The organism is Bradyrhizobium sp. AC87j1 (genome assembly GCF_002936975.1).
GTDB classification, from domain to species: domain Bacteria; phylum Pseudomonadota; class Alphaproteobacteria; order Rhizobiales; family Xanthobacteraceae; genus Bradyrhizobium; species Bradyrhizobium shewense.
The window spans coordinates 1-15,638 of the sequence record NZ_PTFE01000140.1 but is presented as its reverse complement, the minus strand read 5'-3'; the positions used below and the strand labels follow the sequence as shown (position 1 = coordinate 15,638).

Annotated in this window: 15 protein-coding genes; 3 read left to right on the top strand and 12 right to left on the bottom strand. The window is 63.6% G+C overall.

Annotation, left to right across the window (positions count from 1 at the left end; all coding sequences use genetic code 11):
- Positions 1-335: 335 nt before the first annotated feature.
- The gene (locus CV770_RS37695; RefSeq protein ID WP_027531607.1) at positions 336-761 is read left to right on the top strand and encodes an Hsp20 family protein; all 426 of its coding nucleotides are present in this window, start codon (positions 336-338) and stop codon (positions 759-761) included.
- 50 nt (positions 762-811) lie between these two features.
- Positions 812-1,084 carry a BQ00720 family protein gene (locus CV770_RS37690; protein WP_007598581.1) on the top strand — a complete coding sequence of 91 codons (273 nt, stop codon included), beginning with the start codon at positions 812-814 and terminating at the stop codon, positions 1,082-1,084.
- A gap of 143 nt (positions 1,085-1,227) precedes the next feature.
- Here the strand turns inward: CV770_RS37690 and CV770_RS37685 are convergent, their stop codons facing one another.
- The 12 genes from CV770_RS37685 to CV770_RS37630 all read right to left on the bottom strand — a co-directional run bounded on the left by CV770_RS37685 (position 1,228) and on the right by CV770_RS37630 (position 14,477).
- Positions 1,228-2,250, bottom strand: coding sequence for a glycoside hydrolase family 5 protein (locus CV770_RS37685; RefSeq protein ID WP_104465932.1), 1,023 nt, complete (start codon positions 2,248-2,250; stop codon positions 1,228-1,230).
- Between the two features lie 13 nt (positions 2,251-2,263).
- Positions 2,264-3,580 (bottom strand): O-antigen ligase family protein, encoded by a 1,317-nt coding sequence (locus CV770_RS37680; protein ID WP_201760207.1) that lies wholly within the window; start codon positions 3,578-3,580, stop codon positions 2,264-2,266.
- Positions 3,581-4,070: 490 nt separating this feature from the next.
- Entirely contained in the window at positions 4,071-4,532 is a 462-nt protein-coding gene (ptsN, locus tag CV770_RS37675; protein WP_008141251.1) for a PTS IIA-like nitrogen regulatory protein PtsN, read from the bottom strand.
- A 233-nt stretch (positions 4,533-4,765) separates the two neighbouring features.
- Complete coding sequence (hpf, locus tag CV770_RS37670; protein ID WP_091962367.1) at positions 4,766-5,392, bottom strand: ribosome hibernation-promoting factor, HPF/YfiA family; 627 nt, start codon at positions 5,390-5,392, stop codon at positions 4,766-4,768.
- 201 nt (positions 5,393-5,593) lie between these two features.
- Entirely contained in the window at positions 5,594-7,210 is a 1,617-nt protein-coding gene (gene rpoN, locus CV770_RS37665) for an RNA polymerase factor sigma-54 (RefSeq protein ID WP_104465931.1), read from the bottom strand.
- Positions 7,211-7,300: 90 nt separating this feature from the next.
- Positions 7,301-8,305, bottom strand: coding sequence for an LPS export ABC transporter ATP-binding protein (gene lptB / locus CV770_RS37660; RefSeq protein WP_091962373.1), 1,005 nt, complete (start codon positions 8,303-8,305; stop codon positions 7,301-7,303).
- 223 nt (positions 8,306-8,528) lie between these two features.
- On the bottom strand, positions 8,529-9,236 hold the full coding sequence (locus CV770_RS37655; RefSeq protein ID WP_091962376.1) for an LptA/OstA family protein: 708 nt from the start codon (positions 9,234-9,236) through the stop codon (positions 8,529-8,531).
- Positions 9,237-9,240: 4 nt separating this feature from the next.
- Positions 9,241-9,975, bottom strand: a complete 735-nt coding sequence (gene lptC, locus CV770_RS37650) for an LPS export ABC transporter periplasmic protein LptC (protein WP_104465930.1) — start codon at positions 9,973-9,975, stop codon at positions 9,241-9,243.
- Between the two features lie 159 nt (positions 9,976-10,134).
- A complete protein-coding gene (locus CV770_RS37645; RefSeq protein WP_018323452.1) occupies positions 10,135-10,749 on the bottom strand; it encodes a ribonuclease D in 615 nt (204 codons plus the stop codon).
- 104 nt (positions 10,750-10,853) lie between these two features.
- Complete coding sequence (locus CV770_RS37640) at positions 10,854-12,155, bottom strand: UbiA family prenyltransferase (protein WP_245453974.1); 1,302 nt, start codon at positions 12,153-12,155, stop codon at positions 10,854-10,856.
- A gap of 229 nt (positions 12,156-12,384) precedes the next feature.
- Complete coding sequence (locus CV770_RS37635; RefSeq protein ID WP_245453973.1) at positions 12,385-12,939, bottom strand: hypothetical protein; 555 nt, start codon at positions 12,937-12,939, stop codon at positions 12,385-12,387.
- A 20-nt stretch (positions 12,940-12,959) separates the two neighbouring features.
- A complete protein-coding gene (locus tag CV770_RS37630) occupies positions 12,960-14,477 on the bottom strand; it encodes a hypothetical protein (protein WP_245453972.1) in 1,518 nt (505 codons plus the stop codon).
- A 423-nt stretch (positions 14,478-14,900) separates the two neighbouring features.
- Here CV770_RS37630 and CV770_RS37625 point away from each other — a divergent pair.
- On the top strand, positions 14,901-15,638 hold a 738-nt coding region (locus CV770_RS37625), incomplete at its 3' end, for an MFS transporter (RefSeq protein WP_146101432.1).

Genomic DNA, 15,638 nt, shown 5'->3' with positions numbered 1-15,638 from the left:
CGCGCCTCGGCGGTTGGACCGGATACTACGGTAAACCAGGACCCATCACGATCCTCCAGGGCCTGTTGGCCCTCAGGGCCATGCTCAGCGGCTGGAGGATCGCTCGCGATGTGTGAATCAAATAGGGCTTGTCCCGGGCATCCACGTTCTCTGCGCCGCAAGTAAGATCGTGGATGGCCGGGACGAGCCCGGCCATGACGGCAGAACATGGCCAATCCACAGCTTCCCGGCTACCTGCTTGAACCAACACGGGAACATGCCCATATTGCTGATCAAGGGGCGCCTCTCAGGGCCCTGATGCACCAAAGTCGCTTTCTGCGAGGACTTTGTAAACTATGTCTCGTGTTCCCACGTTATCCAGTCCGTTCCTTCTGGGCTTCGACGAGATTGAGCGCGTGCTCGATCGCGTCGTCAAAGGCGCCGACGGCTACCCTCCCTACAATATCGAGAGGTGTGGCGGCGCGGACGGCCAGCCCGAGCGGCTGCGTATCACGCTGGCGGTCGCCGGATTTACGCGCGACCAACTCGATGTAACCATTGAGGAAAACCAGCTCGTGATCCGCGGGCGGCAGCAGGACGACAAGACCCGGCAATACATCCATCGCGGCATCGCCGCGCGCCACTTCCAGCGCACCTTCGTGCTGGCGGAGGGGATGCTGGTGCTGGGTGCGGATCTGAAGAACGGGTTGTTGTCGGTCGATCTGGCCCGGCCTGAACCGGAGAGGATCGTTAAGACAATCGCTATCAATGAGCACGAATAATGGAACGAGTAGCGGACTCGACCGCTTAGTGTTCCAGAGGAGTCGAGACCATGAGTGAAGGTCACGTTGCGTTCGAATACGAAGCCAAGAACGTCTCGCCCGAGACGCTGGCAACCCTTGGCGAAGGCCATATCGCCTATGTGAAGCAGATCCGCTCCGAGGACGTGCCGGGCCTGTTTCCCGAAGCGCCGAAAATCGCGCCGGGCTTAAAGCTCTTCGCGCTCCACGCCGCCGACGGCACGCCGATCATGTTGACCGACAGCCGCGAAGCCGCGATCGCCAACGCCTGGAGCAACGAGCTGCAAGCCGTCAGCGTGCACTGAGCGCACGTCGCACGAATAGAGTTTCCAGCGGGCATGCCTTCTTGCGAAGGCATGCCCGCTTTCATTTTGACGCGATGACGCTCCTCGCAATGACGGTGCGTGAGGCCGCAGTGGGCTCAACTCTCGAATCCCGAACGTGCGCTTCAACGCACCGCCGGGATCAGCGCCCGCAGGATGTCCGGCTTCCAGGTTTGTCGCGCGCTGTCGAAGGCCGCGAAATCATGGTCGAACTGCCAATAGGCCCATGCCCAGCCAAGCCGATCCGCACTTCGGGCCACGAACGACAGATATCGCGTCCGGGCTTCGGCTGGAGCGCGCTCGTACACGCCGAACTCGCCGAGATAGATCGGGCGCTTTTCCTTTTCGGACCAGCTACGAATCTTTTCGAAGTCGGCGAGAGCCTTCCGTTCGTCCTCCGGAGTGCCCCAATCGAGTGGCCCGAGCCGCGAAAACGTTGGGGACCACGGCGCACCCTGATGCGTGAAGCGTATCGGCGCGTAATAGTGAAACGTGACGATGAGGTTTCTGTCACCTGATGGCAGGGCCAGTTCCTCGACCGGCATGTCATCGACGTTGAGAACGGCAGCAATGACCGTCCGTCCGGGGTTGCTGGTGCGGATGATGCCGAGACACTCGTTCAGAAGGGCGTTCCAGCTGGCCGACGTCATCTGCCCGCCGGGCTCATTGAGGACCTCGAAGACAAGCTTCGGATATCTTCCGGCATAGCGCTCGGCGATTTGCGTCCAGAATGCCTTCAGCTTCTCGGCGCATCCGGACACGTCGCGCTGGCAAGTATCCGTATCGTGCTCGTCGAGAATGGGGATGAGCTTCCGGGCGAGCACTTCTTCGATCACGGCATCTAGCCGCCTCAGGACGATTTCATCCAGCAGATTCCCTTCGCCCATGAACTTGAAGCCGAAGAAATTGATCCGAACATGCGAGAACCCGGCCTTTCGGATGGCCGTGAGGTTGTCCAGACGAAATGGCGCATTCCGGCCTCCTTCCCAGATGCCGTCGTAGCCGAGGATGTTGATGCCGCGCCCCAACTCTCCTGGGGCGCGCGCGGTGCCCTGTTGGGCTGCGTCGGCCTGAGAGCAGATCGCGAGCATGGCTATCGCCAAGATGAGGCGGAAGGTCACCGACCAGCGGGCGCAGATGGCATTCATGCTGCCTTCTCCATCATGGCAGCAGGGATTGCTGCGGCACCGGCCTGCACACCGCGAAGAAGAACGCGACGAGAAGCACCGACGTGAACATCGTCGAGCGGAGGAACATCGTCTCCGTGAAATTCGATTGAAAGCTCAGGACGACAAATCCGATGATGAGAGCGCAATGGGAACGATTGATCGACCGGGTGGCGATCAAATACAGGACCTTTTCCGAAAACAGATAGACGCTCGCGACGAACAGCAAATATCCCAGAAACCCCGTTTCAATCGCCACCGCGATGTAACCGCTATGATAATTGTCGAGCACCCAGCCATGGTTCTGGTTGAAATAGTCGTAAATCGAAGGGCGCGTCCAGAATCCGTTGATGCCAAAGCCCAGCAGGGGCGCGTCGTTGAAATGGCTGATGGCGTACTGCCAAATGAAAGTCCGCTCGGTCAAGTCGATGGTCGATTCACCGCCGAGATGAAAGGAATCGTACCCCGTCAGATAGAAATACAGGAACAGCAGGGCGGCCAGGATGCACATGATGAATGGCAGCACCGCATAGACTTTCATGCAGCGGATCGACCACATCGAGGTCACGAGCAGTCCACAAGCGGCAACAGCGACGGCACCGGCACCACGGGATTCCGAGGCGATAACGCACGTCAATGCCAGGAGAAACGTCACGAGAAAAGCGATCCATCCCTGCCCGGTCATCTTCTGATAGCAGGCAAAGAACATCAGATATGCGCTGATGAAGCCGAGCGTCTGCTTCGATTCGTAGATTCCTTGCCACTGGCCGTTGTGCATCCAGCTCTGGTCGACGCCGATCTCGGGCACGAAGACGGCACACAAGGCCGAAGCGGCGACCAGAATGAAGAACCCGAGGGCCGTCGATCCGACGATCTCGTCCATGTCGATACGCGTAATGAGGCAGTACGCACCGAAGGTCGTCACCACGAGCGCCGCGCTCTTCATGATCGCCGCAATGGCGAGACTGGTCCAGAGAACGGAAATGGCAGCGAGGGAATAGAATGCCACCAGCGCGATGAGATCGGGATTGAGCTGCACGCGCACGCGTGGACGTACGAAAGCACTGGCGTAGATCAAGATGATCCACATCACGAGCGCAACGGCCTGTTGCAGATAGCTCCACTCTGCGGGAAGCAGCGCGGGATGGAAGACCCCCATCGACGGGACCACGTTGACGGTGATCGAACCGCGGATCACGTTTCTGGCAAGCTTCTCCACGCCGACACCGCGCGGTTTCCAGATGGCGCTTTCGTATGTCTCGGAATCCGAAGCGATTTGTAGGCTGGCCCTGAGCTGACCTTCCTGAAGCACGGCTGATGCTCCCTTACCGCGCGTCGCGACCGCCTTCGCGCGGTCGACATTCCCGGGACTTGCGCCGCGAGCGGGCCTCAATTGGCCCGGACGTCAGTTCCGAGCAAAGCGCAGCCTGAACCCAACGATATCGATGATTGGCGGTTCGTCGCCGGCTCCAACGCCGGCACCGAATGGATCGCCTGGGCGTCTTGCGAGGCGCGTAGCTTTTGGACGATACGCCGGGCATCCGCCGGCCGAGGCCCGGTTCCCCGGGCCGTTCTCCCCCCGCCGCGCCAATGCGCAACGACGCATTTCCATTCCAAATCACGTCCGCTCAGTCCACAGCTTTGAACGACTGTTAGCGGATTTTGGCGCCGCCCAATATGCCGTGCGTCTCAAGCGGGAAAATTTTCGGAGCGTCTACCTGGAGAACCCTGAGGCAGGGCGCGACGCCGACAATGCCGGGCGATCCAGGAGGCCAGAGTCGATCCGGCCTTTGACGGCGACGTTACGCCGCGGTGGCCGGCGGCAGTGCCAGCACAGAGTAAATCGCCTGGGCATCGCGAGAGGCGCGCAGCTTCTTGGCGATGTCCTGGTCGCGCAACAGGCGGGCGATGCGGGCGAGGGCCTTGAGATGATCGGCGCCGGCGCCTTCGGGGGCGAGCAGCAGGAAGACGAGATCGACCGGCTGGCCGTCCATCGCCTCGAAATCGATCGGGCGGTCGAGACGCGCGAACAGGCCGAAGATCTTTTCGAGCTTGGGCAGCTTGCCGTGCGGAATGGCGACGCCATAGCCGACCGCGGTGGTGCCGAGCTTCTCCCGCTGCAGCAGCACCTCGAACACGGAGCGCTCGTTCTGCCCGGTCAGCTCGGCGGCCTTGGCCGCGAGCTCCTGCAAGGCCTGCTTCTTGCTGTTGACCTTCAATGCCGGGAGAATCGCCTCGGGTGCGACCAGATCGGTAATCGGCATGGAGGGTTTCCGAGGTGAATTAAACCGTCAGGTTCCGAATTGGCCAGCTTGGAGAGAAACCACGCTGGGCCGGCGTCAAGAAGGTCAAGCAGGAGGAGGACTTAGCCCAAATCCCGTTAAGTCCTGATGTGGGGCGCTTCTACTCCAACGCAATCCCGGTGCCAACTCCCGCGTGCGGCTTTGCCCCGGTCATTGTTAAGGTCTGCGGATGGTACGGGGGCCGGGCTTTTGCCCTAGCCCCCGGCCCTGCTGTTCCCCTTGCCATCCGCCCTAACATCCGTTTTGGCTCCCGGCGGGTCGATCCAGCCCACATTGCCGTCAGCCCGGCGGTAAATGATGTTCACCCGGCCGCTGGAGCCATGCTGAAAGACCAGGCAGGGAGCCCCGCTCAGGTCGAGTTCCATGACGGCCTCACTGACCGACAGCGGCTTCAGCGAGGTGGTGGCCTCGGCGATGATGACGGGGCTGTAGCCGGTGACCTCGTCCTCGCCCTCCGGCGCCTCGAGCACGTAGCTGGTGGCATCGAGCGCAGCCATCGCTTCGGAGGCGACATGGGCCTTGCGGGCGGAGCGGTCCTTGAGCCGGTTCTTGTAGCGGCGCAGCCGCTTCTCGATCATCAGCAGCGCCTGGTCGGCGCTGGCATAGGCATCCGGCGCGTTCGAATCGGCCTCCAGCGTGATTCCGGAATCGAGGTGCAGGGCGCAATCGGTGCGGAAGCCGAAGCCGTCCTTGCTGAGCGTGATGTGGCCGGAATAATTGCCGTCGAAATATTTGCGCAGCACCTCGTCGGTGCGGTCGGAAACGCGGCCGCGCAGGGCCTCGCCGACGCTGATGCTCTTTCCCGAGATTCTGAGAGTCATGTGATGCCTCGCTTGGTTCACGTGCTCGCGGTGCGATGACACGTCATCGCACCTCTGGAATATTGCCTGCGCATGATCTCCCCGCAAACGCCTTTGGCGTTTGTCGGGAAGCAAAACCGCTGGACACTTTTCGGGATCATGCGCGTGCTTGGATCCGTCTCGACGGGGGGTCGAGAGTAGCGCGATTTCGCGCCAGCGCAATCAGGCCGGTTCGGTGTTGCGGGAACGATCGGACAAGGCGGTAGAGAGGACGTTACCAAGAGCGCTCTGCTTGTCGCGGCGACGTTGCACCGAGGAAGGAATGCGCATGGCTTCGCGGTACTTCGCGACCGTGCGGCGGGCAATATCAATGCCCGAGGCGCGCAAGCGTTCCACGATGGTGTCGTCCGACAGGATCGCCGCGGGCTCCTCCGAATCGATCAGCTGCTTGATGTGGTGGCGCACGGCTTCGGCGGAATGCGCCTCGCCGCCGTCGGCCGAGGCGATCGAGGCGGTGAAGAAATATTTCAGCTCGAACGTGCCGCGATTGGTCGCCATGTACTTGTTGGCGGTGACGCGCGACACCGTGGATTCATGCATCTGGATGGCGTCGGCCACGGCCTTCAGATTGAGCGGCCGCAAATGCGCCACGCCGTGGGTGAAGAAGCCGTCCTGCTGGCGCACGATCTCGGTTGCAACTTTCAGGATGGTGCGGGCGCGCTGGTCGAGCGCGCGCACCAGCCAGGTCGCGTTCTGGAGCGCGTCGGTGAAATAGGACTTGTCGCCGTCCTTGCCGATCTTCTTCGACAGCTCGGAATAGTAGGTCTGGTTGACCAGCACGCGCGGCAAGGTGTCGCTATTGAGCTCGACATGCCAGCCGCCGTCGGGACCCGGGCGGACATAGACGTCGGGCACCATGGTCTGCAGACGTGCCGAGCCGAACTTCATGCCGGGCTTGGGATTGAGGCGGCGGATCTCGCCGATCATGTCGGCGATGTCCTCGTCGTCGACGCCGCAGATCTTCCGCAGGGCCACGATGTCGCGCTTGGCCAGGAGATCGAGATGCTCGACCAGAGCCTGCATCGCGGGGTCGTAGCGGTCGAGCTCGCGGAGCTGGATCGCCAGGCATTCGCTCAAATTGCGCGCACAGACCCCGGGCGGATCGAATTTTTGCAGCACGGCAAGGACGCCCTCGACGTCGGCTTGCGTCGCGCCAAGGCGCTCGGCGGCCTGGCCGAGATCGCCCGGCAGATAGCCGGCTTCGTCGACGAGGTCGATCAAATACTGGCCGATCATGCGCTGGGCAGGTGCGGTAAAGGCCACCGAGAGCTGCTCGGCGAGATGGTCTGAGAGCGTCAACTCGGCCGCGACGAAGGCCTCGAGATTGTAGTCCTCGTCGCCGGAGGCGCCGCCGCCCCATTCCGTATAGGTCGTCGGCGCGGCGTCCTGGGCGTTGCGCGCCGCGGCCTCGGCCGGTTCCTCGGAGAAGACGTTGTCGAGGCCCGTGTCCAGGGTCTGCTCGATCTCGGCGCGGGTGCCGAGATCCTTGCTCATCCATTCCTCTTGGCCCGGCTCGAACGCGTCGCCGCCGCCAAAGCCGTCATCACCCTGTCCGCCGGACTCCTCGCCATCGCTGTACTGGCCGGCGTCGGCCGGGGCCTCGCCCGCGGGGGCCTCGTCATTGGCCCGTTCCAGCAGGGGGTTACGCTCGAGCTCCTCTTCCACGAAGGTCGTGAGATCGAGATTGGACAATTGCAACAGCTTGATCGCCTGCATCAACTGCGGCGTCATGACCAGCGACTGCGATTGCCGGAACTCTAATCTCTGCGTGAGCGCCATGAAGCAAGAACCGTTCCCAAAAATTGGTCCGATTTTTGCTTATCCTAGTCCAGGCCCGATGTACACGTCTTGACGAAACGCAAAAACGGGCTAGAGGCGGAATTCCTCGCCAAGGTAAAGGCGGCGCACGTCCGGATCGGCAACGATCTCATCCGGGCTCCCCTCGGTCAAGATTTCGCCGGCATAGACGATGTAGGCGCGGTCGGTGAGGCCGAGCGTCTCGCGGACATTGTGGTCGGTGATGAGGACGCCGATGCCGCGATTGGTGAGGTGGCGGACGAGGTCCTGGATGTCGCCGACCGCGATCGGGTCGATGCCGGCGAAGGGCTCGTCGAGCAGCATGTAGTTCGGACGCGTCGCCAGCGCGCGCGCGATCTCGACGCGGCGCCGCTCGCCGCCTGATAGCGCGATCGACGGCGATTTGCGCAGCCGCGTGATGTTGAATTCGTCGAGCAGCGCATCGAGCTGCTGCTCGCGCTTCTTGCGCGAGGGCTCCACCACTTCGAGCACGGCGCGGATGTTCTGCTCGACGGTGAGGCCGCGGAAGATCGAGGCTTCCTGCGGCAGATAGCCGATGCCAAGCCGCGCGCGCTGATACATCGGGAGCTTGGTGACGTCGTGGCCGTCGAGCTCGATGGCGCCGCGGTCGGCCTTGATCAGGCCAGTGATCATGTAGAACACAGTGGTCTTGCCGGCGCCATTCGGACCGAGCAGGCCGACCGCTTCGCCGCGGCGCACATAGATGCTGACGCCGCGCACGACCTGGCGGCTGCCGAAGGCCTTTTCCACGCTATGCACAGCCAGGAAGCCGGGCCGCTTCAGGAGCTGGGGCCCGCCGCCGTTCGGCTTGGCGGCGGCCCTGACGGGGTGAACTGCGGGCTGACGCGGCGCCTCGGCCTGATAGTCGCCTTGATAGTCGCCCGGGAACTGATCGGGCGCATGGATCGCCTGGTCGCGGGCCATCGGCGCGTCCCGGATCGGGCTGGTCACGAGCCCGCCGACGCCGTCACCGAGCGCGGTGATGTCCTGACGCGCAAATCCTGGCCGGCCGCGCTTGGCGGGGCGCCGACGGAACATGCTGAAGAGATCGACCATCCCCGCCTTCTAAGCCTTTCGCGACGATCCTGCGCGAATTCGCGCGATCTGCCGCACCGGCCATTCGACTAGCCGATGCAGCATGAGTGAAGGGATGTCTCATGCCCAGTGAAACACGCCCGAAAAGCGGCGGACCCCGCTTCGAAAGCCCTGCGCGCTAGATACAGTCTCACAGGCCAAGCTTCAACCTCGGTTCGGGAGCATCCGAGCCAAGCCGTTGAATTTATTTGGGTTTACTTGCGCCTGGCAATTGCAGGGCTGGACCTGCGCCAGGACCGCCCTGTGTTCCGCATTTGCTGTTCTGGTCGAACAGGCCCCGTACCTTGCCGCTGTCCGACTCCACCCGTGAGACGCCCGTAGTCATGTCGACCACCAATCGGTCACCCTGCAGCACGTTCTTGCACTGGGTCAGGACGACCTGGCCTCCGCCGCCCAGCATGGTGATGAGATTGGTCCTGGTGTCGAACACGGCGGTCTCGCCGGTGACCACCTGGTCCTTCTGAGTGACCACGACATTGCCGCGCGCCTCCAGCCGCTTGATCGAGGAACTGCCGCCCGGGCCCGGCTGCGCCGACTGCATCGGCGCGCCCTTGGTCGCCTTGGCCGCAGGCTGCGGCGTGGCGGGCTTGTCGCCACCCGATTCGTAGAACACCACCAGCGTCTTCGAGGTCATGGTGGTGTCGCCCTGGATGACCTTCACATTGCCGGCGAAGGTCGCCTCCTTCTTCTTGTCGCGCATCTCGAGCGAGGCCGCCTCGATCTGAATCGGCTGATCGCGGTTCTGCGAAAAACCCTGCATCGCGTTGGGCACACCCTGCATCGTGCTCTGCGCAAATGCGGCGCCAATTGCAGCAAGCACGACAGTGGCGGCGAGCGCAGCTGCACTGAAGATGGCATTGCGCGTGTGGTTGCGCGGAAAAGACCTGATCATGAAATCACTTTGAATTGGCAGATTTGTTCTTTGACTTGGCCGGCGGCGCCGCCGGCGCGGGCTCGGCTGGCGCAGGCTGAGCGGCGGCGGGGTCATCCAGCTTGTCCAGATGCATCACCACATTGCCCTCGAAACGGATGACGTCGCCGCCTTCCGTAATGCGCAGCTTGTCCGCGGTCAGCGTGCCGTTGGTCAGCTTGACGTCGACACGCTCGTCCGAGGAGACCGTGCCCTTGCCCATGTCGACGAAGGCCGAGTTCAGCCGCGCCTCGTAGCCGGTCGAGGTGCGCAGGAAGATGTCCTTGTGCAGATCGAGCTGCTGCTGCTTGTTGTCGAAGCGGCCGGTGCGGGCATCGAGGAACAGGGTCGATTGATCCTCCATCAGCACTTTCGCGCGCAGGTCGGAGAGATCGACATGATCGGGATCGGTGATGTCCTGCGTCGCGGTCTTGGCCCAGAGCTCGTAGGGCCGCTGGTCCGGCGTGTAGCCCGCCAGATGCGGCGATTCCATCGTGATCTTGGTGCCCGACACCACCAGGTTTCCGGAATCGAGCGGCAGCTTCGGCATCAGCATGCGGAACGGATTGAAGACCGAGACGCCGACGATGGCGGCCATCGACAACAGCACTGCAGCCGGCACCGCGAGGCGCAGAATCCGCACCAGACGGCTGTGGCGCGCCGCGCTGGCAAACTTCGCCGCAAGCGCAGCGTCGTAGGTGGGATTGTGGGCCGAATTCACCTGAGCTCCTGAGGTGCCGCTCGCCAGGCCGGGTTGCAGGCCGCTCCATTGTACCCGTCAGCGCCGCAATATGCAGCCTTGTACATATCAGGCTTGGACAGGCCGCACGAAAGTGTCCGAAACGGGGCGCAGCCCGAAGTCTAACCGGCGGTGGAGGGCTCAGGAATGCGCGAAAATGTCCTCCTCCGCCCAGCCCTGGAGGTCGAGCAGGGCGCGGGTCGGCAGGAAGTCGAAACAGGCTTTGGCCAGCGCGGTGCGGCCCTCCCGCACCAGCATGGCATCTAACCGTTCGCGCAAGGCATGCAGGTGCAGCACGTCCGAGGCGGCATAAGCGAGTTGCGGCTCGGTCAGGCTGTCGGAACCCCAATCGCTGGATTGCTGCTGCTTGGAGAGATCGACATTGAGCACCTCGCGCACGAGGTCCTTCAGGCCGTGGCGATCGGTGTAGGTGCGGGTCAGGCGCGAGGCAATCTTGGTGCAATAAATCGGGCCGGTCATGACGCCGAAGGTCTGGTACAGCACCGCGACGTCGAACCGCGCGAAGTGGAAGATCTTGGTGATGGCGGGATTGGCCAGCAGCGCCTTCAGGTTCGGCGCGTCGGTATGGCCCTTGGGGATCTGCACCACGTCGGCGCTGCCGTCACCCGGCGAGAGCTGCACCACGCAGAGCCGGTCGCGGTGCGGATTCAGCCCCATGGTCTCGGTGTCGATCGCCACCGCTCCGGTGTAGCGGGACAGGTCGGGCAGGTCGCCGCGATGCAGGCGTACGGTCATGGCGTTTCAAAACCTCGGATCTAATCGGTGCGTCGGCACTATAGCGAATTCGGATTGCCCGCGATGTAGCCATTGCCGGCGGGCCGCGCAAGCACGGGCTTCGCTCAGATCGCCGCCAGCATGATGCAGATCATCGCCGCAACCGCAATGCGGCTGGGGCCGTCGCGGAAGGCGTACAGAATCGGGTCGTCCGGCATCTCGCGGCGATGCGCCATCATCAGGGCGCGGCCGAACCAATAGAGCAGCAGCGGATTGAGCAGCCACAGCAGCCAGGGACGGCTGTAGAGCGGCGTCACCGCGGTCGAGGAGACGTAGAGCGAGAACACGGTCACCGCGTTCATCGCACTCGCCGCCGCCATCGCGGCGATGATTTGCAGATCGGTGACGCGATAGTCGCGGTTGGAAGGATCGGCAAGGCCGGCGCTCTCGCGCATGCTGAGCTCGCTGAAGCGCTTGATCAGCGCCAGCGAGGTGAACACGAACAGCGAGAAGATCAACAGCCATTCCGACAGCACCACGCCAACGCCGACCGCGCCGGCGACGATGCGAAGCGTGTAGAGACCGGCGAGCGTGACGATGTCGACCAGCATCTTGCGCTTGAGCGCGAGCGAATAGGCGATGGTGGTGACAAGATAGGCGCCGAGCACGCCGAGAAACAAAGGCGAGATGCAGAGGCCGGCCACGACCGCGAACAGCCACAACGCAGGGATCGCTGATAGCGCGGACGAGATCGGCAAATCTCCGGCCGCCAGCGCGCGATGGCGCTTGGTCGGATGCTGCCGGTCGGCTGCGAGATCCAGGAGATCATTCATCAGATAGGCGCCGGACGCACAGGCCGAGAATGCTAGGAACGCCAGAAGCGCGGAGCCGAAGCTGGCAAAATTCAGCTGATGCGCGGTGATGACAGGCACGAACACCAGCGTGTTCTTGGCGTATTGATAGACGCGCAGCGCCTTGGCCCAGGTCCTGAGGCTGGTCTTGAGGTTGGCGTTGCGGCTGCGATTTTCGATGCGCTCGATGGCGCCGCGATCGAACGGCAGGTTTTCTCCCGCAGCCAGATCAGCCGGCGCAACGACGCCGTCAAAGCCGAGATGCGCGGCAATGCCGGCGGCGTGGCGGGCGAAGCGGCCGGCCACCAGATAGATCTTCGCGCCCCGCGCCCGCGCTGCGAGCGCCTGGTTCAACACGTCGGAATCATAGGGCAGATGGGCGTAGTCGATCTCGGCGCGCGCCAGGATATCGGTGAGCGCCACCATGCCCGGGCGTCCGCCAGCGCCGAAGCGGGCGAGCATGCGGCCGGGGCTGGAGAACAGCGCCTCCATCAGCAGCTCGGAGCGCAGCAGGCCGCCTTCGAGATCGATGACGAGCGTCCGCGTCGCCGCCGCCGTGACCAACGGCTCGGGCACGCCAGGATCATACTGCCGGGCAGGCTGCTCCATCCGAATACGCTCTGACTTGCCGCAAACTGACCGGCTCAGCGCCGGGGAGCAGGGAAATGGACAGTCATGACACTAGGGGAGCATTCGCTAAGGGCGGCTTAATCGGGGCTGCCGGAAGCCGCGAGAACAGGGTGGGGCGCAGCCGCCGATCCGGCGACAAACGCAGACTTATCAATGGGATAATGCTCAGCAACGCTCACGGCGTCTTCTTCTGGGCAGGCACGGCCGGCTTCACGGGCGTTGCCTGGGCTTGCGGCTGAGGGGATGCGGCTTCCGGCGTAGCGATCGCGATGGCGATCAGACGCCATTGCCCGGCCACGGTCTGAAACGTGAGATCGAACTGGATCTGCTGCGGCCGGGTCGGAATGTAGCCTGCCAAGCGCAGCATTCCTCGCTGATCAAGCGCGGGCGCGTCGCTGAATTGCGGCGCCAGCAATGCCGCACCGTAGAGATCGAAATTGCGGCGCCGCAGATCAAGAAAATTCAGCGCGAGATCGGCGGCGGTGTTGCGCGCCTGGAAATCGGGCGCAGCGAGGTCGCGCAGCACCGTATAATTGCCCGTGCGGTTGGCATCGTTGAGCGTGAGCAGCGTCGAGCGGATCAGATAGAGCGCCTGCTCCAGCGTGACGGGCAGCGCCGGCTGCGCGCCAGCCACAGCCGGTGCGGGCGTCTTCTGCTGCGCCATCGCCCTGTCGCTTCCGCAGCACAGCAGCAGCGCCAGTGCCATCACGGCTCGCGCGATCAATTGCATCGAATTGCCAAAGCCTGGCATCACCAGCCGACGCGCATTCCGACGCGGCCGCCCAATCCGCCGCCGTTGGTGCCGTAGGTCAGACCGCCGCTGGCCTGCACATGCTCGCTGACGCGCAGCGCCGCACTCATGGAGAGTGCATTGGTGTTCTGGAACGTACCCCAGTTCATGCTCATCGCGATCTTCTCGGACGGCATCAGCCAGGGCGAGCCTGATATCGCAAAGGCCATCGCGACACCGTTGATCGCCTTGCCGGTCCTGCCGTCGAGGTCGTTGAGGCGGGCATTGATGCCTGCGAGCTGGCTGTTGATGCTTGCGATATCCGCGGGGCTCGCAAACCCGAGTGCACTGAGCGAGGTGGAGGCGAGATTGCCGGCCGCGTCCGTGGTGACGAGTTGCACGGGCCCGGATTGCGCCGCCGTGCTCGCGGCCGAGGTGACGCCCGTCATCGTGTAGGTATTGCTCGCGGTGCCGTAAACCTGCTGGTTGGCGCGGGTCGCGGTGGCGCCATTACCGATCGCGGTGGCGTTCGCAAAGGTCGCCGACGCGCCATTGCCGAAGGCCGAGGAATTCGCGCCGGTTGCGTTGGAGCCGTTGCCCACCGCGGTGTTCGCGACACCGTTTCCGCTCGCGTTGGCGCCGTTTCCGACGGCAATGTTGAAGCTGCCGGTCCCGCTGGCATTGGATTGCGCACCGTTCGCGATATTCCTCGAATTGGCGCCGTTGGCATTCGCCAGATAGCCGGTCGCCGCGTTGGAGCTGTTGGCGCCAAATGCGATGGCGGCGTTGCCGGTGGCAACGTTATTGCTTCCGGACCCGCTCGCGTTGGTATTCAGGCCGGTCGCGATATTGAAGCTGTTGTCGCCGTTCGCATTGGAGTTGACGCCGGTCGCGATGTTGGCGCTGCCGTTGCCGATGGCGTTGGCGTTGCTCCCCGTCGCCGTGTTGGCGCTGGCGTCGCCGTAAGCCTTGGCGATAAACCCGTTGGCAAGATTTCTGCTGTTGTTGCCGGAGGCATTGGAACTGCGCCCTGTCGCAACGTTCCTGCTGTTGTCTCCGTTGGCGAGGGCGGTCAGCCCGGACGCAAGATTACCGCTGCTGTTGCCGCTGGCGTTGGCTCCGGCGCCGGCCGCGATATTGGTGCTGTTGTCACCGCTGGCTTGCGCGTTGTTTCCGGACGCGATGTTCTTGCTCGCTTCACCGCTGGCGATGGCTCCCGCTCCGGCCGCGCTGTTGAAGCTGTTGTTGCCGCTGGCGTTGGCATTGTTTCCCGTCGCCCCATTGGAGCTGTTATCGCCGCTGGCGTTAGCGCCGGTCCCGGTCGCGGAGTTGTTGCTGCCGGTGCCGGCAGCGGAAGCGGACGGCCCGCAGGCAAAATTGCTCGCTGATCCGCTCGCCGTGGCGCCTTGCTCGGATGCGGCACCATCCACACACACGAACTGCGCCCGGGCTTCCGGCCCGCCGGCGCAGGCCGCGATCACAGCAATGAGCGCCGTTGCAAGCAAAGCGGTTGCTGGCGCCCGCGATGAAATCGTCATGTTCGTTCCCCACCCCGTCTTCCAAGCTCGCAACCGGCAAGAAGAGGAAGAATGAAGACCGCCGTCACTTCCAGCCCCAATTCACTTCCAGCCAAGCCGCCGCCACGCCAACGCGATTGGCGCTTCCGCGACTCTCAAAGCATGAGGCCCGTGATTTTGGGAAGACGCGGGATGCGTGAAAGCCTGCGCGGCCTATCGTCCTCCCATATTCATGGGGGGCCGCCCGGTGTCCCGGCTTCTCAGTCCGCGCACTCCCCTTCGCGAGGAGGCGGACGGTTTGCTGAATGCACGGCTGTTGCATGGAACCCACAACGGCGCACGAACTGCCCGTTTCGGCGGAGCCTGTGGCGCGCGCCCCGTGGAAATCGTGCGCGCCCACCCCATCTCCCAGTTTCTCTCCCCGCGACCCACGAATCGAGATCCATGACCGAACAGACGCTCGCCGCGCCGATCGACGACCCATCAGGACGCCAGCGCGGCTTCTCGCGCTATCAGGCGCTTCTGATCGCGCTGCTCGCGTTCACGCAGTTCACGATCATCCTCGACTTCATCATCATGTCGCCGCTCGGCGCCATCCTGATGCCCGCGCTCGACATCACGGCCGGGCAATTCGGCGTCGCGGTGTCGGCCTACGCGTTCAGCGCGGGCATTTCGGGCGTGCTGGCCGCCGGCTTTGCCGATCGTTTCGACCGCAAGCGCCTGCTGCTGTTCTTCTATGTCGGCTTCACGCTCGGCACCATGCTCTGCGCCGCCGCGCAGAATTATCACGTGCTGCTGCTCGGCCGGATCGTGACCGGATTGTTCGGGGGCGTGATCGGCTCGGTGGTGCTCGCCATCATCACCGATCTGTTCCCGCTGCACCTGCGCGGCCGCGTGATGGGCTTCGTCCAGACGGCGTTCGCCGCGAGCCAGGTGCTGGGTATTCCGGCCGGGCTGTTTCTCGCCAATCACTGGAATTGGCACGTCTGCTTCATTGCGATCGTCGTGGTGTCGATCGCGGCGATCGCCATCATCGCCTTCGCCATGGAGCCGGTCGACGCGCATCTGAAGCGGAAGCAGGACAGAAACCCGTTCCGCCATCTGATCGCGACGATCGGACAGCCGCGCTACACGCTGGCGTTCTTCGTCACGACGCTGCTGGCGACCGGCGGATACATGCTG

What these genes read in the sequence shown, in the direction of transcription:
- CV770_RS37635 (WP_245453973.1), bottom strand. Translation starts at nt 12,939, where the DNA reads ATGCAATTGATCGCGCGAGCCGTGATGGCACTGGCGCTGCTGCTGTGC.
- CV770_RS37690 (WP_007598581.1), top strand. Translation starts at nt 812, where the DNA reads ATGAGTGAAGGTCACGTTGCGTTCGAATACGAAGCCAAGAACGTCTCG.
- ptsN (WP_008141251.1), bottom strand. Translation starts at nt 4,532, where the DNA reads ATGCCGATTACCGATCTGGTCGCACCCGAGGCGATTCTCCCGGCATTG.
- lptB (WP_091962373.1), bottom strand. Translation starts at nt 8,305, where the DNA reads ATGGTCGATCTCTTCAGCATGTTCCGTCGGCGCCCCGCCAAGCGCGGC.
- CV770_RS37655 (WP_091962376.1), bottom strand. Translation starts at nt 9,236, where the DNA reads ATGATCAGGTCTTTTCCGCGCAACCACACGCGCAATGCCATCTTCAGT.
- CV770_RS37630 (WP_245453972.1), bottom strand. Translation starts at nt 14,477, where the DNA reads ATGACGATTTCATCGCGGGCGCCAGCAACCGCTTTGCTTGCAACGGCG.
- CV770_RS37695 (WP_027531607.1), top strand. Translation starts at nt 336, where the DNA reads ATGTCTCGTGTTCCCACGTTATCCAGTCCGTTCCTTCTGGGCTTCGAC.
- CV770_RS37685 (WP_104465932.1), bottom strand. Translation starts at nt 2,250, where the DNA reads ATGAATGCCATCTGCGCCCGCTGGTCGGTGACCTTCCGCCTCATCTTG.
- hpf (WP_091962367.1), bottom strand. Translation starts at nt 5,392, where the DNA reads ATGACTCTCAGAATCTCGGGAAAGAGCATCAGCGTCGGCGAGGCCCTG.
- rpoN (WP_104465931.1), bottom strand. Translation starts at nt 7,210, where the DNA reads ATGGCGCTCACGCAGAGATTAGAGTTCCGGCAATCGCAGTCGCTGGTC.
- CV770_RS37645 (WP_018323452.1), bottom strand. Translation starts at nt 10,749, where the DNA reads ATGACCGTACGCCTGCATCGCGGCGACCTGCCCGACCTGTCCCGCTAC.